Below are 18,523 nucleotides of genomic sequence, written 5' to 3' on the forward strand. Positions count from 1 at the left end.
TTCAAATCTAAAAAATGTCCTACTGTAGCAAATACTTTAGCTCCTGTAATTGCAGTTATTTTTTTAATTTTATTGGGCGATTCTATGATGATAATGCTCTCTTTAATTTGTTCCATTGTTTATCCTTCTGGTTGTATTTTTACTAGCAAACCTTCTTTTTTAGCTAGTTGAATTTCAGGTTCATTTTCAAGTTTAGATAAAAATTCTGATTCGATTGTTTTTGTATGATTAGGAGGCAACAATCTAACCAGTAATTCTTTGTCTGTGATTTCTAAAACATATTCTTTTTTATTTTTGATAGGGTAAGGAGGTTCAATATTTTTATCATCTGTACTATTAACAAGTTTTGCATATTCATATTCAATCCTTAGTTGTTTAGCTTTTTCTTCTCTGATGTATTCTTCTTGAGTTTTTTGAAGCTCTTTGTCCTCAGTTTCCCTGATAGGATTATTTTTAGAGCTGATTGCCTGTTTTTCTTGAATCAATCTTTCTTCGTTATTTTCTGGTTGATTTTCATTGATTGTTTTTGTAGGTAATGGAATGACTTTATTATTATCAAAAATAGAACTGGAATTTTCGGTCTCAGATATTTTTTCAGGCTTCAATTCCCAGTTGATTTTGCTTATCATTGTTTTGTCTTTTTTATAGTAATTTGTTATTAATTTCACTGGCGTTGCCTGAAAGCCTTTGACTAAAATAATGATTTCATCTTGACCGAGATTCAAAATATATTGTTCGCTTACAAGCTCTTTTCCTTCTTGATTAAACGTGCTTGTTCCTCCAAATATAAGTCCGCCTTTTTCAGTGGAGTAGCTTTGTGTTTTTCTGGTATATTTTCCAATTTCTTCAGATAAGGCTTTGGCATATTTGTGATCCGTTTTGAACACAATTTTATAATTGACCGTCGCCCCTAATATTTCAGCATCTTTATCGCTGTAGTATTTTTCAATAAGAGCATTTGATTGTGTGATAAAGAGCACGACTACGCCATAGCTTCTACAAAGTGCTGGCATTTCTAATAAAAATTCAAGCTTTTTAAATCGAACAAATTCATCTAGGATAAAATAAACTCTTTCATCAGGTTTTGTACTTTCTTTTAAAAGTAGATTTTTTGCGATTGATTCAAGTAAGATACGAATAAGTGGTGCTAATGTATCAATATCAGTTTGTGCTATTTTTATATAAAGAGTGATATTTTCTTTTCTAAAATCTTCATATTCAAAACTCATTCCATCAGTACAATTTTTAACTTGATAACTTGTAAAGACCTGCATAACTCGATTAAAAGTTGATTTGATGGAAGAAAATTCATCACCCCCGCTACCACCTGACCAAGCTCTTGCATAATCTCTGACAATCTCATCAAGTCTTTTATTTTTTGGATTTTTTAATTCATCGGGTTTGTCTTCATCAAGATCAGGATTTTCATCTCTTGCTTTTTGAGAGAAATTTCTAGGATCTTGTGGGTCTAGATAGATTTGTTCGCTTACTTGTTTGAAAAATAATTTTTCAGGATCAGAGCTATTTATTTGAATAGGGGAATCATTTTTTAAAATGAGTAGCCCACTTTCTTCATCGTGTTCCCATAATTGAGAATAATAAGGACTTTCTGGATAAATATAAGGTTTATAATCTCTCATTGTGGCTGTGGCAATTCTAAAGAGATTAGATTCTTCATACACGCATAAATCATAGAGTGCATAGAAGATGAAGAGGTTTCTAGCTTGATTGATCCAGTGAGGATCGCTTCCTTTTTCTTCCACAAAGATGGTTTGTGCCACTTCATCAACGAGTTTTCGCTTAGCGTTAAAATCAAGTTTTTTGACAATTTTTTTATCAAAAGGATTGAATTTTAAGGTGTTATCTTTTCCAAATGGATCAAAGATTAAAACCTTATTTTTAAGAGCTTTTTGACGATAACCTGCTGTTAGATCACATAGTTCGCCTTTAATATCCAAAACAATACAGCTTGTAGGTAAGTGTAAGAGATTAGGTATAGCAATTGAGGCGGACTTTCCTGCTCCAGGAGGTGCAATAATGAGTGAACATAGTGGTTCTTTGTAACAAACAGGTTTTTTATTTAAAATTCCATCCCATAATCCTAGTATAAAACCATTACCAAAGTTTAAACCCATTTTATTTTTTTTCTGCATTCCAAATTTTAAAAACTCTAGGAGGTTTTTTAAAAATTTCTTTGGAGAAGTAAGAGGATTTAAGAGTCTAAAGAAGTCTTTGATTAATTTTATCAATGAAAAGCTATAGCTTTCAATATCACTTTTCTTTGCCCATTTTGCTTTTCCGTGTGTAGTAGAACGATTTTTTGGAATTGAAAAAATAAAGACAATGATAAAAGGAAGGATTGCAAATACAGCACTTAAATACACTTCTAATTTGAAACCTTTAAAAGATTTAAGATTACTAAAAATGATTTTTTCAAATGCATAGATTTTTTCAATACTACCCAAAGCAAAATAAAGATTTAGCATCAATCCAAAAATTATGGGGAATAAAATAATTGAGATGATGTAATACAGGGGTAAATATTTTTTCTCAAACATTTTCATCACCTGTATTATCGATCTCTTGTTTTTGAGTTTGTAGAAAATTGTTCTTTATGAGTTTGCTTTGATATTTTTTGAGTTTATTTCTGATTTTTTTGCCTTGAACTCCGTTATCTTCTAAAATGAGCAAAAATTCCAAAATAAGAATTCTGAAATTTTGAATGTCATTATTTAGATCAATAAAGCTATCCATAATCTTTTGCAAAAACTCTGTTTGCATCAAAATATCAAGGTTATTTTCATTGAGTATTTTAAAAGTATTAATAGAGTGAGCGATTTGATTGATATTTGAATAGGTAGCATTTGTTCCATCATAAAGGCTTTTATTGAGTTTAGTGAGTGAGAAAACTTTAGAAATATTCTCTTGGTTTTCTTGGGATTTTTCTAAAATGATTTTCTCTAAAAACTTTGTCATTGTTAATGACTTATTTTTACATTCTGTTTTTAAGCTCTCATAGGCTTTTGCATCTAGGACAAAAAATAGCTTTTTCCCTCGTTCTGTCTTTGGTAATTTAAAGCTACTTCTTTCCTCTGTATTATTTTGATTTTCCATCACAATCTCCTTATGTTACGATCAAATACTTTCTAAGGCTTTTTTCAAATCTTTTTTCACATCAAGCACATCTTCAATCACACGTTCATTGTTAATTTTTTTGATCTGAATGATAAAATCCATTCCACGAATAAAAAAATCTAGTAAGTCTTTAGAATCTATATCTTTTTTAGAACCTATCTTGATATTAAGATTGATAGCAAAAATGGCATCTTGAACTGAATTACTATGCAGGGTGCTTATCATTCCACTATGACCAGTATTGGCAAGTCTTAAAAACAAAGAAACATTTTTAGTATCAATCTCACCTAATAGAAGTCTTTGAGGTGACATTCTCATCGCATCATTGAGGGCAGTTTCATAAGAGTAATTGGAATTTTCATTTTTTGCTACTAAAATAGAGACTAAATTAGGATTTTTTAAATGTAATTCTGGTGAATCTTCAATAGTGATGATTCGTTCATCAAGAGGAATTTCTTCAATCAAGCAATTCACAAAGCTTGTTTTACCACTTGCAGTTCCTCCACTCACTAGGATATTTTTAGCTTCTCTCACAAGATTTAAAATATCTGCATAATGAATGTTTTTAGCTTTGAGCTTATCTCCTAATTTGAATGCTTCAATAGGGAATTTATTTTCATTAGGGATGCGAATACACAAAGCAATTTTATTTTGAGCACTGATGCTTGGATGGAGTGCATTTACTCTATAACGAGTATTTGGAATAGAACAGCTTAGATGTGGCACTTGTGTATTAAAAAATAGGTTTCTAGAGTTGGCTAATTGCTCACAAAAATTCATCAAGAATCGTTCATCAAATAAAGATTCAGAGACTTTTTCATAAGAACTACCTCTGACTAGATACATATCTTTTGAACTATTGAACTGAATCTCATTGATATCTAAAGTCAAATAGGGCTTTAGTTTCTCAACTAGAACTTGCAAGATTCTGCTTCCACCAATATTGTTATGCATCAAGCCATTCCCCCAGTATTTTTAATCTTATCGCCTAAGACTTTGACTTCTTCAGCTACTCTTAAAAGCTTTGTTTTGAGTTTTTTTGCTTCTTCTTTTTTGCGGTTATACTGATCGATCAGATTTTTATTAGGAACAATTTCTTCTTCTAATAGATCATTGATCTCCACAAAATTAACACTTGTTGCTTTAGTCATTTTTTCCATTTTCTTTTCTCCTGTATTTGTATGTTTTAAATTAGAATCCTTATTGGATCCATTCCTTAGTTCTTGAGTTTGCTCAATATTTTCATTCATTGTTATCTCCTTTTTATAGAATGATTCAAATCAATTTGAGATTGACTAGATTTGGGTTTGGGATTTTTGGATAAAATAGAGCTATGAGATTGGTTTGGTGATAGAACATCAAAGCCTTTATTGAGCGTAGAAACCGATTCATCAATAAAATCTACATCGTGAACACTCTGTAGGTTTTCCAATCTTATTTCATTGCTCCTATCAATAAAAGCAGTCAATATGAATTGATTCTCTTTAGTTTGCTCTAAGACAATGGTTGATTTATTTGTAATGATTCCTATTCTGTTATGTTTTGCTTTGATGATCACACCATTTCTGATATTCTCTTCAAGATGAGAAATAAATCTCAAAGCCTTTTCTTCACCAAATTGTTCAGTTCTTCTTTTAAAAATATGACACAATCCAAAATTTTCATTGCCCCATAACAAATCTATATCACCTATATCATCACGATAAAATGCTCCTTTGATAAAACCTTGTTTTTCCATCAGTAGTTTGATAACAGCTAATTGTGCTTTGTGATGGTATTGCTCTGTGTAATCATTCCCAGTATAAAAATCTATACTCATCTTCTTTTCCTTCGCTGATATTGAATGTGTGTTTTAAGTTCATAGAGTTTCCTTTATTTCGTTGGGAGGAGGTAATCGTTGTAAAATAAGCAAGTTAAAACTACGTTATTTCTGTAGCCACCAACGAAGTTTTTACTATCTCCAACCCTGCCTCCAGATATTTTATATTTTTGACACAATCCTCCTGCCTTTGGCTTATAGTACTTACTGATAAAATCACTGAAGGCAGGAGAAGTTTTGATAGATTCATCTTTATAAAATCCTTCATTGACTTCATAAAATTTCATATAATCCGCAGTCAAATTGAGATCATTTTGAATCACTCTACTAGTGCGTTCAATGGTTTTGACTCTCTTACTGACATAATAGATAGAAGCTTCTTTTTCATCAGGTTGTTTGGGTCGTTGATAGCCTGTGGTGACTCCTGTATTAGTGGTCTTATAAGTGGTTGTCCATTTGGTAATTTGAAAACCATTTAAATAATAGTAGGTATAATCGTCGGAGTGCGATCCTGAACAAAACAATCCCTTGCAGTTCCGCCAAACACTCCCAGTTCCTGTGCCGTATAATGCTTGTTTAAACTCAAACTCATAACTCCCATTCATATCTCCAGGTTCAGCTTCACCAGGTTTTTCATTATTGGGTAATTTAATATAAGGTTGGGTGATCCTTCCTGTTTTATCTTCATCATTGCTATAATCACAAGAAGTCACATCAATGTAGGTATTAGCGACATTATCAAAGGCCTTGATTTGAGTTTTTCTATAAGCTTGCAAATTGGCATCATCCATTTCCCAAATACCACAAGCATATTCTTGATAAGGAAATTTAAAAGGTGAGATGATTCCATTATTGATATAGACTTTATTTCCTGTGCTTGGATCAATATAGTATTGATTCACGATCCTTTTGACTTCTTTTTTCTTGGTATCCTTGTCATAAGAGATCAACTCTTCTTGTACATTTTGATAATCAGTACAGTCTTTTGCCATGTGTACTAGGTTATCAGCTCCTCTAAAAAGGATTTGTGTTTGGAAGAAATAAGCCTGGTTTCCGTTATAACCTTTATTGCTAGTAACTTGTAATTGACATTTAGAATCATCTTTATATAAGGGATAAGAATACTCATCACCTTGTAAATCCACACAACCCCCTACATTTTTGATTTGATTTTCGTTATCCACGTAATAAAATTGTGTTTGTTTTATCGCCACTCCATTATTGAAGTCATATCGATATTCACATTTGGTGTCATCTCTTTGAGCTTTAATATCCATACAGCTTCCATCTTTGGCTATAAAACTTAAAGAAATAGAGTTTTTGGAGTCATAATAAGGAGCTTTACAAAATTGTGTGGAGTATTCAGGAACTATGTTTTCTGAATTATTGCTATTGCCATTATTATTAGGAATGGGATAGTAATTGGTTCCATCATTTTTACTATTATTGTTATTAGGGATATAGCCACTTCCATAATCACTGCCATTAGAACTTGTAAAATTACTTGCACTCGAACTTGCAGAATTACCATTACTAGAACTCGTTGAAGGGGAGGGGGTAACATTAGAACTTGAAGAGTTGGGGGTATTCTTTGAAGTAGCATTTGTGCCTGATTTTTTTTGATATTCTTGTAAGGACAATCCAAAAATCTTCGCTATTTCTTCTTGATTCTCTCCTGCTAAAATAAGCTTAGAGCCCCTTTTAATGATCTTATTTTTGATAGGTTTGATGAGGCTTGGTTGGCTACTTAGGTTATGTGTTTGATTATCTTTAATGATTGTATTCACATTGAAAATAACGCTTTTATTATTAGAGCTTACTTTGTAATTTCCTATTGCTAGTGCTTTTTGGATTTTATTGCCTAAAACCACATTGGCTTTAAGTGTTCCAGATTTTTTATTCAAATCAATGGCTTTATTGGTTAAAACAATCAAAGCCTCCACTTGAGTAGCTATCATTAAACTCAAAAATATACCTAAAAACAATCTTTTCATTTTTACTCCTTTATCTTTTTCTTTGTCTTGTGGTTGTTTCTTGATGAGATGAGATTTGAGGCTTTCTCTTATGAATGCTCGTTTGTTTTTGAACTGAATTGCAGTAATATTCATTCACTAAAGGATTTTTAAATTGCATTTTGTTATTAAGATTTCTATCAGAGTAAAAGGATATAATTACATCAGCAGAAGGGGAGAGAGGCGTTATTGGGAGACCCTCCCTTCTGATTTTATCTACTACAACTCTGAATCTCACTTTATTTTCATTTTCCCATTCATATATTTTGGCTTGTTTGCTACCTTCTATATCAATAAAAGGTTCTTTGAATATCTTTGTGTATTCTCTGATGGAATTACCTAGATCAAGTAGTTCTTTGATATTGATATAACCTTGTGCATCTTGTTCTAAATGGATCTTGATATGTTCAGCTCCATATCCTTTATCACGGTTTTGACTATGATAACCCTTCACATACATCACCACTTCTTCAATGATGGCATTTTCTATTAATTCTAGGTCTGCTTCAAAACCTGTTTTAATCGGTGTTACATTCTTTTGATTGAAAGTGGTGTTATAAATACCTGTGATTTCTTTTTTGTTTTCATTCATCTACTCATTCCTTTACCTAAGCCCTCATTTGACTTGGATTTCTGTTTGGGCTTAGGTTTAATATTGGGTTGTAGTTGTTTTGGCATAATGTGATTGTCAGAGGGTGAACAAGCTTTAGCTTCATTTGCGTCCAGACTTGAATCCTCATTTGAGGAGTGCAAGGATGTAGGGAGCGTGGATGTCCCTACCACTCTCTGATCGACTCTTCCTAATCTTTCTAAATCTCTATCCCTAACTTTAGTTGCGTGAATTAGTTTCCCGCTTTCTTTATCTATAGCTAATTTACCGATTTTGTTTGTTTCTACATACCTGACAACGAGTGAGTAGTCTAAAATATTATTACGATAAAAATGTGTAGGATTTTCTAGAACTTTTCTGATAAGTTTAAAAACATCACTAGGCTTATCAAACATTTCAGGATGTTTGTTTGCTAATTTTTCCAAATCTGCCAAAATATATTCGTGTGTTAGATCGCTTAAACTTTGTGTGCTAGAATCTACATCTAGCTTTGTATTGTAATCACTCTTGGTTGGTGTTTGCGAAACTATTTCAAAGTCTTTTTTATATTCATTCACTTGCTCATTCCTTTACCTAAGTCTTCATTAAAATTCATTTTCATCATCACTAGAATCATCATCAACAGGAGGTTTGTATTCTTTATAAAACTCTGCGGTTAATTCGTTGTTTTTAGGCACTGGGAAGAAAATATCTGTGTTGGGTGAAATAAAGATTCTGCTACCTTCTTTAATCGTGATGATAGGCTTGATACGTACTTGTTCTCTTAAGATCTGAGAAACGATGTTAGAAATATCACCTCTCATTGAATCAAGCATTTGTGTTGTTTGATAGCTTTCTAAGAAATTCCCCCCACTTTTGTTGTTGAGTTTAGAAGAAATACCTAGCAATAATCCATTAGAGAGGGTAGAGAGGGCTAAAGGCAACCCGTATCTCTCCCAGTTCTTTTGATGTAAAACTCCTATCAATCCAGCATAACCCTTGACATCAGCTCCTTTGGCATCTGAGAGAATGATATTGATGCCTTGAGGTGTTAGGATTCGATTCCAAATGACTTCTAATCGATATTCTCCAATTTTGTTATTGTTGTTATAAAATCCGATGACTCTAGAACCTTTAGGAATGAGTACAGCTCTTCCCATTGAAGCATATATATCACTTTCAACTTGAGCTACAATTTTATTCCCACCTATTTGAGAGGAGATAGGAGTTATCAAGATAGCAGGTATCATTTTATCGGCAGTAATGGTTCTTAAAAGTTTATTTTCATTACTAGCGATATCTTTTTTATCAAAATTTGAAAAGGAATCAATTCCATATTCTTTTTCTTTGTTTGCTTGTGCATAAATTTCAGGATGATTGATTTCATCAAGATTTGAATTTGATGATTCGCTATTGCTATTATTGGAATTAGAAGAGAATCTTTTAGCAAGTAATGCTAAACGAGCCTTATTGCTAGGAGTGGCGTTTGCATAATCAAATTGAGCATTTTTGTCTTTAGCGGTTTGTTCAGAACTTTTTTGATTTGATTTTGATTTATCATCTAAAATAATCAAGTTTCCTATTTTATTTGAATCTTTTGAATCTGCACCTATCTTTTTTTGAATCTCTTTAATCTTCTTATCAATGAATTCAAAGCTATTTTCCTCTTTTGATTGTGGGTCTTTTTCAGGATTTATTTTCGTTTGTTTGTTTTGAATATTTTGAGTATCAGTATTTTTGGGACTTGTAAAAAGATACTCCTCGATAGGAAATTTAGTAGAGTTTTCAAATTCGCTTTCACCATCTTCGTCACTTTTTATTTTGGCAATAGCAACTAAGATAAAAAATCCACACATCATTGCTAGAAAAAAAGTAGCGAGTTTGTGGTTTTTAATCCAATTTAAAATCATTACTATTGCTTCTTTTGAGATTTTTCATTAATTGGCATTATCAACTGCTTTTGCTCTTCAAGTCTTACTTCATCTAGTTCCTTTTTAGAAGGAATTTTTTGAACGCAAACATATTCATTACCCGCTCTAAGTGTCCATTTTTTGCCTACATCTTCAGCAATGATGTAGTTTCCTACTACTCTTGAGTTGATGGGATTATCATAACCATCAAGTACCTTGTATGGATAGGGAAATTTAGAAATAGCTTTAGCTCGATCGTATTTGAAATATGTATAGGTGCCATCATCAAAAATATCAATGGCCTTAAGATCATTAGCTTGTTTGTAAGTTTTCTTGTAAAGCCACAAACTCCACCACATTCGTTTTTTTCTTGGGGCTTGGTAGTAATGTTTGCGTATTTTTGATTTCTCAATAAAGAGATGATTGCTTTCATCACCGATTCTAATAAATTTCCCATCATCAATTTCTTTAGAGGTGTAGTCAATTGATTTAAAATTGTCTGGAATTTTATTTTTTAAATTTGCATTAGTGGATTGATTGTCCTGAGATGGATCTAACGTTTTTGGTATAGATAATGAGTTCTTTTTAATATCATCAACTTCATCAACAACTTCATCAACGGGATTGGTTTTGTTTTGAGGATATACATCTTGTTTGAGTTTTTCATTGAATGCTTTGAGTTCTTCTAACTTTTTGAGTTTTTCAGCTTTTTTTACTTCATCGGGAATAACATCAATTTTTCCAATTTTTCGATCATCTGAAATAAAAACACTCAATGCCGGATTTTTTGAATTTGTAAAATGTGTAGAGAATAAGTAAAATGTATAGATTTTTCCACTTTTTCCAATCACGGTTAAATTCGTATCCACACCAATAAGAAGGGGCTTGATAATTAAAATACTTGACAGATTATAACCATCTTTTTTTGGAGCAAAAACTTCAAAAAAACTACTATCACCAACGGACACATAAGCGATTTCGTCATTATCAAAAATAAAAGTAGTCGTCATTGCATATCGAAGTCTTATTTTGGAAGTGTTACCTGCTTTGTAAATAATATTTAGATTATTATCTTGAGGGGTTCTTTTCTTGAAAAAAAATGAACTTTGAATAGCATTTAAAAATTGCATCTTTTGAGCTTCTTGTGCATTTTGTTCTTTTTCAAACTCTTCTAAACTCACTCCATCATCATTAGAATTATTTGAAGACCCATTAGGTGAAGAAACAACGCTATTGCGAGGACTTTGAGAGTTATTGAAGGGGGAGGGCGTCTCATCCCCATAAACAATACTCAAACCAATCACAAATACAATAACCACAATCATCAACCCTCTAATTCCCTTATAAAAATCATAGTTTTTTGATAATTTTGCATAGATTTTCATTTTTAGCCTTTTTTGATGATTGAATGATGACTTTGATTACTGCTAAAAGGTGAGGGTAAATCTTTAGAAGGTTTATTTTGGGCGGGTTTATTGCTTTTCTCATCACTATTATTGTTTGAATTTATGCTATCTTGTATCCGTCTAGGATTAATTGAGTTGATTTCCTTTTTTGAATTGTTTTGGGGATCTTTATGGTCTTTAGTATCATAATTTTCTTGAGTATTATTGATAATTTTATAGTTATCATTGGAATTATCAATATTCTTGCTTTCTAAGATTTTTTCCTGGATTCTTAATTGCAAAATCTCTCTTTTGATTTCATTAAAATCTTCTTGAGAAATTTCTTTTTGATGCTCTTCCAAGAGTATTTCAAGCTGTTTGATTTGATCGGAAATTTGTTGTTTTTTGTTTTTTAAAGAATCTGAATTTGAATCTAAGACTTTATTGGTCTTATTATTTAAATCTATAAAATTCTTATCTTGATCTATATTATATTGTTGTTCATAATCTTGTTGGTTGTAGGGGTTACTATTTATTTCTTCTTTTTTGTTTTCTTGGTAGATATAAGCTTCATTGAGAATGTCATCAGAAGAATTACTTTTATCTTTTGAATTTCTGTATTTAATCCTTGATTTAGAGGTATTCTTCTTATTTTCATCAGGGAGTTCTTTGATGGTAGCAATTTCAGTGATGGAATAACCAGTAACGGTAAATCCCGTTGGATTTTTTGGCAATGAGTTGTAATTTATCTCAATGGTTTTGAACTTATAGGAAATGATAATGCGATAGCGTTTTTCAGATTTTAATACTCCATTAGCAAATAACGAAATAGATACATCGGCGTTGGCATAGCCTTTTTTAATCAAAGCAATATTTACAATTTTTATAACTCTGGTTAGGTTTTTATTATTATAGATAGAATCTTCTTGAGCTATTATTCTTTCGAAAACATTCCAAACTTCAGAAGAGCTTTGTTCTCTAATCATTTCACTTCTTTGTTTATCATCAATGCGATTGATACTTTCACGATTTAAAATGTAAGCTCCTAAGAGTTGCCTGTTTAAAGCTTCATTCGCAGTAATGGATTGATCAGCTTTTTGAATGATGGCAAAGCTTTGAGTATCATTCGTAAAAGTTACTAAGTAAGGTTCCTTTTCTTTAAGGGGGAAAAGACTTAGAATTAAAATAAATTCAACAAAACTAATTAAAAAGAAAAATCCAGCAATAAGGATAAGATAATCTCCGATTTTACGTTCAATTTTAAAGATACTCCCTGCGTCTTGAACAGTTTCAAATATAGACTTTGAGTGCATTTTTTGCCTGATTTTAGGCAAAATCAGATCTTCAATATTTTGTTTTATTTTAGAAATCACAGATTTTATCTTTTTAATTTTAGGGCTTTGTTGTGTTTGTTTTATTTCCTCTTCTAAAATTTCTGATTCAATAATTTCTTCTAGTTCGACTCCATCATTGGGAGTTTCATTTTTATTCAAATCTTGATTGTAAGACTCTTGTGATTCTTGATTTGAGTTTTTTTCATTCAAAACATCTTCATTAAAATCATTTTCTTGATTTTTGATGTTTTTATTATCCAACATTGCTAATTCCTTATTTTGCTAGATTTTGAAGTTCTTTAAAGTAAGAATTACTGTAAGTTGCGTATTTGCTAAGTTTTTTAACAATAGTTCTTCCTTTATTCAAAACCTTAGAAACTTCTTCCACACTTTTACCTTCTCTTAAAAGCGAGATGATTAATTTTTCTTCTGTAGGTGTAAGGGTATTTTTAGAAGTATCTATTTTTATTTTTGTGTTTTTGGTGATAATCTCAGCTTGAAGATCAATGATTTGATCTTTGAGTTGTATTTTGTCTTCTTGAAGATCCTGGATTCTTTCTTGAAGATTTTTTTCTTCTTGCAACTGATTAATAAGATGATTGAATTTTTTTTCGATACGAATTAAATCTATTTCATTGTTTGATGTTTTATCTTCTAAACAAGCAAGTTTAAATATTTCATTTCTGAGTTCTTGTTCAATCTTATTGAATGCTTCAATAAAAAGAATTTTCCATTTATAAGCCTTTTCACCAGTAAAGCCCATTGCTAAAAGACAAAAACCATCTTTTGTGATTTTATAGCATTTAGTTTCGCCTGTAAAAAACCCTCTTTTACGTATTTCGCTCGATAGCTCAAAATTGAACTTACAAAATTCATCATTGGGTAAATTTTCTATGTCTCTAAGAATATTTTTATGTTGTTTATCAAAAACTTCTGCAAGATCAAAGCTTGTAATAAAAGCCTTTTGATTCTCAATATTGAAATCTATAATCTTATTATTGATAACAATGGAATTTGTCTTATCAATATTTTCTTGATTTTTGCTTTCTAAATATTCCATTTTAATCCTTCTTAGTGATTTTTAATAAATTTTCATAAGGGTTGGATATTCCATATTTTAGGAGTTTTATCGATAGCTCAGATTTGAACTTGCGATAAGATTGAGATTTTTTATTGGATTTATTTTTAGAATTTTCATCTTTTTGTATTTGATTTTTTTGTAGATCGTTTTGTTTTTTTAATTCCTCGATGTATATTTGATATTGAATATTTTGAATTTCTTTTTGAGAAAGACAAGCACAAGGACTTTTGTGCATTTCATAGTATTTATCTGAACACCCACTAATAAATAATACGATGATGCAAGGAATTAGAAATAGAATATTTTTTGATTGAAACATTATTTTTTACCTCCTTTAGAAAGTTTTGAAGCTCCAAAAGAAATACCCTTTGAAATTGCATTACTAGTTTTTTTAGCTATTGGTGCTATCCCCACACTTGCTCCACCAGTTAAACCTGCAACAGCTGCAGAAGCAGAACCTTTTAAACCTCCTCCACCTTGAGAGTAAGCTTTTTTCATTATTCCCATAGCGCTTCCAGCTCCAGCACCTGCAATTGTGCTTGTTATTGCTCCAGCACCTTTTGAAGCCATAGCTGAAATGTTTCCTTGCCCTAACATATCGCTTTGTGTGCCTATAACACCATCAATGATTTTTGGAATGCACTTCAAAAGATATATGGAGAAAACTCCAACTAGAGCCATAATGAATAAATTTACTTCCATTATCCCATTTTGGGCTTCATTGGAAGTTGGCATCAGTTTCATAATTGCTTGCGTTGTAGCAAAATTTATTGCTGCCATTAGCAATATGGCAGGTTTATATAAAGTAAGTGAAATTAAAATTTTGATGTATCCTCCCACCATTCCACGAGTTTGTGAAAAAAACATAAGAGGTAGGAAAAAGATTGCTATTGATTTCCATATTTCATATTGTGTCGTTGTGATAATGATCATCAAACACAATATAGCAATATATATCATTTCGATGAGTGTTACAATTATTCCAAGCAAGAGAGTTAATATGAATTTTTGGAGTTTAAAAATATTGAAGTTTGAAAAAATCTGTTTTGCCATTTGAATCAACATATTATACGTTTGATTGATCATTGCAGGTATGCCGTCTTTATCGTTTATACCATCAATTTTTCCTGTCGTTTTGATGGCACTTATTATGGATTTTTCTAGGGTATCAGAAGGAAATTTTATAGCCAAATCAAACGTTTCCATAAAATCTTTTGGCTGTTCCATAACCCAGTTCGCAAATCCTAAATACAAAAGGAAGAAAATCAAACTTATTATATTTTTGAATTCGAAAAGATCTTTTTCTTTGAGTCTTTTGGCTCCCCAAATCCATATCAGAATGATTCCAAGCGTGGTAAAAACAAATTGGAGTTTAAATGTTTCTATAATGGCATTACCAATAGTATTTCCAAAGCTACCAAAGATACCAGTAAAAATTCCCATTAATTGTGAATATATATCATTATCCATTCAGATACCTTTCTTTCCAATTATTGGGATAGCTCTGCTTGTACTCTTTTAATTTTCTTACGTTATTGGCATTTGAATTAAAAACATTGAGATATTTTCCAAGCTTACTAAGATTGACATCTAAAATGTTTGAAGTATTATCAATACGATTTTTTAAAAGGATTTTTCGTTCATTTTTTGAAGTAGAAACTAGGAACTCTTTTTCGATATCTGAAAGGACAATTCCATATTTTTCGAGCTTTTCAATATTTTTGGTAGGAAATAAAATAATATGCCCCATATTCTCAATAAAACTAGAAGCATTTTTAACTTCATCTAATTGATTTATATCTTGAAAAGCTAGAGCTATGACTCCATTAACCTTTCTAGCTTGCGTAATAGCTAGATTGAGCTTCTCATTCATCATTTCATTTTCTGTATAGGATTTGAATTCGTCAATGAACATAAAAAAGCCCTTATTGTTTTCTTTAGCTTCATAAATCATTTTATGAAATAAGTAATAGGCAATTAAAGAAGCATCTTTGCTTGAATTGACGATAAAGTCCATATTTAAGGTAGTGAGTTGATTTTTAAAACTCAAAGAATCTTCGGTTTTATTAAATAATGGGTTTTCTAAATATCTTTGAAGTTGAATTTGCACAAATGCGTCATCCATCTTGAGAATACCTTCTGCAATATCACTTAATCTTGCTGTGATTCCTTGTATGCTTAGGTTGTGGTATGTATCTTTCACAACTTTTTCAATGGCTGAAAGTTTTTGTATATCTTCTGGATTATTTTCGTTAATACCCACTAAAAATCCTAACCAAGCACTTAAAAACGAAATATTTTCAGGGCTATATTCTAGTGCAAAAGGATTGATATAAAATTCTTCCCCACTGTTATATTCTCCGTCAAAGAATTCAGTCATTATATTCATCCCATAAAGTCTGTCTAATGAGAGAATATTTATGTTATATTTCATTGCGTTCATCATTAAAAAAGACACTAAAGTGGTTTTTCCAGCTCCTGTGCCCCCGATGATCATTGTATGTCCTAATACATATTCGTTATTTTTTACTTCTTCAGCGTGAAAATTAAATAAAAATGGCGACATACTTTGATTTTTAAAAACAGTTAGGGGCATATTTCCCCAAGAATTTTTATTTCTCCCCGTTTGTTCTTTTTCAAACAAAAACATTGAAGAGATGATTTTAGAGCTTTGAAGTCTTCTTCTTGCATTAAGATTACTTCGATTAGGAAAAAAACTAAAAAATGTTGGAAGCATATTGATGGTTTCAATTACAGCCACCATGCCATCATTTTTAAATATATTGATGATTTTTTGACTAATATTATCTAGATTTTTTTTGTTTTTCTCCTTTACAAGAACAATCAGGGAGAGATTTTGAATGATCACTCGATCGGTTTTGACTAGTTCTTTTAGTTCAACTAAGCTTTCTTTTACTAGAATGGAAGATCTTTTTCTTTTTTCTTCGATTTTTGAGACAGCTTTTTCTTTGGGTATTGGATCAATAGAAAGAATAATATCTATTTGACATTCTAAATGAAGTAGATTTGAAAGTGTCAAGGAAGTGATTTCTTCGCAGTCATAAGATTTTATTGCAATAAAGCGATTGAAAGTTTTTTCTCCATTAAAATCTTGAAGGAAATAGTCTTTATGAAAGCTTACATTGCTTGCAATATAACTATCGGTTAATATTCCATTACTAGGATTGAAAGGAATATAAACTCCATTAATATATTCAGCATAAAATCTTAATATTTCTACGGAATTGATCTGTTTGGGTTTGAGATCATTTAGTGTTTGAGAGACTCTCTGAATGATTGACTTCAGCACAATCTCTTTGTTTATATGCGTCAAATTGGTATTCTTTTCTTCTTTGATTGAAGTTGTTAGTTCCAGCTTCTTTTTCTCTAAAAACGAAGTAAAATTAGCACTTTTGCTTTCAAAGATAAGAATATATTCATTAGAAAAGACTTTTTCTTTACCTTCCCAAAGATTGATGATTCTTCTAGCATATTCATTAGAAATATCATCATATTTTTGATTAAAAAAATATTCTCTTCTTTTGGTGATGATTTTAAGCTCAACTCCTTCATCAATTGCATTTAAAGCATTCAAACGATTCAAGAATAATTCGAGCATATCTTCTTGATTGAGATTGCTATAATTCACTCCATCAACACTTATCATTCCCACAAGATTTTCTTTTTTTGTGATGATGAAATCATCATTATAGATTCCAAGTATATTGTTCTCTTCGATAATAGAATAATGATTAGGCAAAGTTTTTGCAAAAAGAAACCCTGCAGTTTTTTTAATGCTTTCAATCAAGTTCATTAGAAATTCCTATGCATAATACGTATCAATGCCATTGATACTAAAAGTTGCAAATAAAATATCTACAATATCTTCATCAAAAAATTCTGCAACGTAAAAAAATGCAATGGAAACTATGAATAGCATGAATGCATAAAACAAGGTTAAATTTGCTAGAGGCATAGATAAAAGAGAACATAGTATCCAGGAATTCAAATTCAATCCTAAGAATTTTTCTTTTTTACTTAATTCTCTAATATTTTCTACTTTGGCGTGAGCAACATCAAACATAATTTAAGCCTTACTAAAGAATAAAATTGATAATTTCTCTAGCGTTCGTAATAGCCATTATTGCAAGAATTATGATAATACAACTAACAGATATCTCTTTGAGTCTTTCTTTTTCTTTGAACATATAAATGCCTATACCCACAACAATTAAAGCACCTATACTTTTCATATAAACATTACTAATGAGATCTAAAATATTATTAACGACTTCCTCAAACGACTTAGCTTGAGCAAAACTCACTAAGAAGATAAAAAACATTAAGGCGTAATGTCTTTGGATTTGATTTATTTTTTTCATTTTTTTCCTTTTGTGTTAAATTATGAAGCTATTTGAGATTGACAAAAACAATCATTGCAATACTCTAGTTCTTCTTTGATTCTTTTTTTAATGATGGCCTCATGATAGTTGCATTTAAGACTTGGAAGAGGTTTGCCTACTAGATTCTCATAAGTGATATTTTGTTCAAAACATTCATCATCAGCTAGTTTCATTTTGATATAAACACTTTTGTTTGAAGCAAGTTCTTTTTTGTTATCAAAACCACAAAGAATCACTTTTTCACCTTCAAATAAAAGGGTTTTATTTCTAAATTCTTTAATAGCATTTTGAATGATGATTTGAACGTCTTTGTAAAATCTTTGAGGCAAGATTACTTCACCAGATTCTTTTTGAGTAGGAGGATTTAAAATTTCAAGATCTTCATAATTCTTCATTTGGATATAACATAGATCAAATTTTTTGTATTTGAATTCTAAAAATCCTAATTTTTGAAGTTCGCTAAGCCAATTTTTGATTGTTTTACTAGTTACATCAAATTCATAAGTTGTATTTCTTTGATTGATTTGAAATAATCCATCTTTACATTGAAGTTTCCATAGGATATCTCGAAGTTCTGCATAAAATAAAAAGATCTTGCTATTCTTATAGGATTTAAAGAAAGTTCTGATTTTAGAATGGTAAAATCGCTCAAGCTCAAATTGCTCAAGTTCAAAACATTTACTAGACATAAAAGCTCCTATTGGAACTTAAGTCAAGCTAAATGTTTGGATTATTTTAATAATCAATCGGTTTCTTGAAGCTATTTTTGCAGACATATCAAAATCATCTATAGCACGAAAAAACCTTTCTATTTCTGATTCGTTCATATGGGTTGGGAGCTTTTGTCCTGACTTT

General features: G+C 30.8%; 17 protein-coding genes and 2 pseudogenes. All 19 read right to left on the minus strand.

Features of this window, described 5'->3' with window-relative positions; translation table 11 throughout:
• Window positions 1-107, minus strand: a pseudogene (locus tag BKH42_RS09890) (type IA DNA topoisomerase); the annotation flags it as partial.
• A gap of 489 nt (window positions 108-596) precedes the next feature.
• Window positions 597-2,486 (minus strand): annotated as a pseudogene (locus tag BKH42_RS08190) (type IV secretory system conjugative DNA transfer family protein); the annotation flags it as partial.
• A 64-nt stretch (window positions 2,487-2,550) separates the two neighbouring features.
• Window positions 2,551-3,114 carry a hypothetical protein gene (locus tag BKH42_RS08195; RefSeq protein WP_095296127.1) on the minus strand — a complete coding sequence of 188 codons (564 nt, stop codon included), beginning with the start codon at window positions 3,112-3,114 and terminating at the stop codon, window positions 2,551-2,553.
• A gap of 21 nt (window positions 3,115-3,135) precedes the next feature.
• The gene (locus BKH42_RS08200) at window positions 3,136-4,089 is read right to left on the minus strand and encodes a CpaF/VirB11 family protein (RefSeq protein ID WP_180674023.1); all 954 of its coding nucleotides are present in this window, start codon (window positions 4,087-4,089) and stop codon (window positions 3,136-3,138) included.
• Entirely contained in the window at window positions 4,089-4,385 is a 297-nt protein-coding gene (locus BKH42_RS08205; protein ID WP_095296128.1) for a hypothetical protein, read from the minus strand. Before BKH42_RS08205 ends, BKH42_RS08200 begins: the two co-directional genes overlap by 1 nt.
• A gap of 2 nt (window positions 4,386-4,387) precedes the next feature.
• Window positions 4,388-4,954, minus strand: a complete 567-nt coding sequence (locus tag BKH42_RS08210; protein WP_095296129.1) for a hypothetical protein — start codon at window positions 4,952-4,954, stop codon at window positions 4,388-4,390.
• Between the two features lie 53 nt (window positions 4,955-5,007).
• Complete coding sequence (locus BKH42_RS08215; RefSeq protein WP_095296130.1) at window positions 5,008-6,948, minus strand: hypothetical protein; 1,941 nt, start codon at window positions 6,946-6,948, stop codon at window positions 5,008-5,010.
• A gap of 10 nt (window positions 6,949-6,958) precedes the next feature.
• Window positions 6,959-7,558 carry a hypothetical protein gene (locus BKH42_RS08220; RefSeq protein ID WP_180674024.1) on the minus strand — a complete coding sequence of 200 codons (600 nt, stop codon included), beginning with the start codon at window positions 7,556-7,558 and terminating at the stop codon, window positions 6,959-6,961.
• Window positions 7,555-8,133 (minus strand): hypothetical protein, encoded by a 579-nt coding sequence (locus BKH42_RS08225; protein ID WP_095296131.1) that lies wholly within the window; start codon window positions 8,131-8,133, stop codon window positions 7,555-7,557. The genes BKH42_RS08220 and BKH42_RS08225 overlap by 4 nt, the downstream gene beginning before the upstream one ends.
• 27 nt (window positions 8,134-8,160) lie before the next feature.
• Window positions 8,161-9,465, minus strand: coding sequence for a DNA type IV secretion system protein ComB10 (locus tag BKH42_RS09935; RefSeq protein WP_343286870.1), 1,305 nt, complete (start codon window positions 9,463-9,465; stop codon window positions 8,161-8,163).
• 2 nt (window positions 9,466-9,467) lie between these two features.
• A complete protein-coding gene (locus BKH42_RS08235) occupies window positions 9,468-10,850 on the minus strand; it encodes a TrbG/VirB9 family P-type conjugative transfer protein (protein ID WP_095296132.1) in 1,383 nt (460 codons plus the stop codon).
• 2 nt (window positions 10,851-10,852) lie between these two features.
• Entirely contained in the window at window positions 10,853-12,448 is a 1,596-nt protein-coding gene (locus tag BKH42_RS08240) for a VirB8/TrbF family protein (protein ID WP_095296133.1), read from the minus strand.
• Window positions 12,449-12,458: 10 nt separating this feature from the next.
• Window positions 12,459-13,244 (minus strand): Rha family transcriptional regulator, encoded by a 786-nt coding sequence (locus BKH42_RS08245; RefSeq protein WP_095296134.1) that lies wholly within the window; start codon window positions 13,242-13,244, stop codon window positions 12,459-12,461.
• Window position 13,245: 1 nt separating this feature from the next.
• Window positions 13,246-13,584, minus strand: a complete 339-nt coding sequence (locus BKH42_RS08250; protein ID WP_095296135.1) for a hypothetical protein — start codon at window positions 13,582-13,584, stop codon at window positions 13,246-13,248.
• A complete protein-coding gene (locus BKH42_RS08255; RefSeq protein ID WP_095296136.1) occupies window positions 13,584-14,735 on the minus strand; it encodes a type IV secretion system protein in 1,152 nt (383 codons plus the stop codon). The genes BKH42_RS08250 and BKH42_RS08255 overlap by 1 nt, the downstream gene beginning before the upstream one ends.
• Window positions 14,728-17,079 (minus strand): FtsK/SpoIIIE domain-containing protein, encoded by a 2,352-nt coding sequence (locus BKH42_RS08260; RefSeq protein ID WP_095296137.1) that lies wholly within the window; start codon window positions 17,077-17,079, stop codon window positions 14,728-14,730. The genes BKH42_RS08255 and BKH42_RS08260 overlap by 8 nt, the downstream gene beginning before the upstream one ends.
• Before the next feature lie 9 nt (window positions 17,080-17,088).
• A complete protein-coding gene (locus BKH42_RS08265; protein ID WP_095296138.1) occupies window positions 17,089-17,349 on the minus strand; it encodes a virB3 type IV secretion protein in 261 nt (86 codons plus the stop codon).
• A gap of 13 nt (window positions 17,350-17,362) precedes the next feature.
• A complete protein-coding gene (locus tag BKH42_RS08270) occupies window positions 17,363-17,647 on the minus strand; it encodes a TrbC/VirB2 family protein (RefSeq protein ID WP_095296139.1) in 285 nt (94 codons plus the stop codon).
• Between the two features lie 20 nt (window positions 17,648-17,667).
• Complete coding sequence (locus BKH42_RS08275) at window positions 17,668-18,357, minus strand: hypothetical protein (protein ID WP_095296140.1); 690 nt, start codon at window positions 18,355-18,357, stop codon at window positions 17,668-17,670.
• Window positions 18,358-18,523 lie beyond the last annotated feature (166 nt).

The sequence above is a fragment of the Helicobacter sp. 13S00482-2 genome (assembly GCF_002272795.1).
In the GTDB taxonomy this organism is placed as follows: Bacteria; Campylobacterota; Campylobacteria; order Campylobacterales; family Helicobacteraceae; genus Helicobacter_J.

Excerpts from the sequence above, each read along its gene's own strand:
- BKH42_RS08195 (WP_095296127.1), bottom strand. The coding sequence starts at position 3,114 with ATGGAAAATCAAAATAATACAGAGGAAAGAAGTAGCTTTAAATTACCA.
- BKH42_RS08200 (WP_180674023.1), bottom strand. The coding sequence starts at position 4,089 with ATGCATAACAATATTGGTGGAAGCAGAATCTTGCAAGTTCTAGTTGAG.
- BKH42_RS08205 (WP_095296128.1), bottom strand. The coding sequence starts at position 4,385 with ATGAATGAAAATATTGAGCAAACTCAAGAACTAAGGAATGGATCCAAT.
- BKH42_RS08210 (WP_095296129.1), bottom strand. The coding sequence starts at position 4,954 with ATGAGTATAGATTTTTATACTGGGAATGATTACACAGAGCAATACCAT.
- BKH42_RS08215 (WP_095296130.1), bottom strand. The coding sequence starts at position 6,948 with ATGAAAAGATTGTTTTTAGGTATATTTTTGAGTTTAATGATAGCTACT.
- BKH42_RS08220 (WP_180674024.1), bottom strand. The coding sequence starts at position 7,558 with ATGAATGAAAACAAAAAAGAAATCACAGGTATTTATAACACCACTTTC.
- BKH42_RS09935 (WP_343286870.1), bottom strand. The coding sequence starts at position 9,465 with ATGATTTTAAATTGGATTAAAAACCACAAACTCGCTACTTTTTTTCTA.
- BKH42_RS08235 (WP_095296132.1), bottom strand. The coding sequence starts at position 10,850 with ATGAAAATCTATGCAAAATTATCAAAAAACTATGATTTTTATAAGGGA.
- BKH42_RS08240 (WP_095296133.1), bottom strand. The coding sequence starts at position 12,448 with ATGTTGGATAATAAAAACATCAAAAATCAAGAAAATGATTTTAATGAA.
- BKH42_RS08245 (WP_095296134.1), bottom strand. The coding sequence starts at position 13,244 with ATGGAATATTTAGAAAGCAAAAATCAAGAAAATATTGATAAGACAAAT.
- BKH42_RS08250 (WP_095296135.1), bottom strand. The coding sequence starts at position 13,584 with ATGTTTCAATCAAAAAATATTCTATTTCTAATTCCTTGCATCATCGTA.
- BKH42_RS08255 (WP_095296136.1), bottom strand. The coding sequence starts at position 14,735 with ATGGATAATGATATATATTCACAATTAATGGGAATTTTTACTGGTATC.
- BKH42_RS08260 (WP_095296137.1), bottom strand. The coding sequence starts at position 17,079 with ATGAACTTGATTGAAAGCATTAAAAAAACTGCAGGGTTTCTTTTTGCA.
- BKH42_RS08265 (WP_095296138.1), bottom strand. The coding sequence starts at position 17,349 with ATGTTTGATGTTGCTCACGCCAAAGTAGAAAATATTAGAGAATTAAGT.
- BKH42_RS08270 (WP_095296139.1), bottom strand. The coding sequence starts at position 17,647 with ATGAAAAAAATAAATCAAATCCAAAGACATTACGCCTTAATGTTTTTT.
- BKH42_RS08275 (WP_095296140.1), bottom strand. The coding sequence starts at position 18,357 with ATGTCTAGTAAATGTTTTGAACTTGAGCAATTTGAGCTTGAGCGATTT.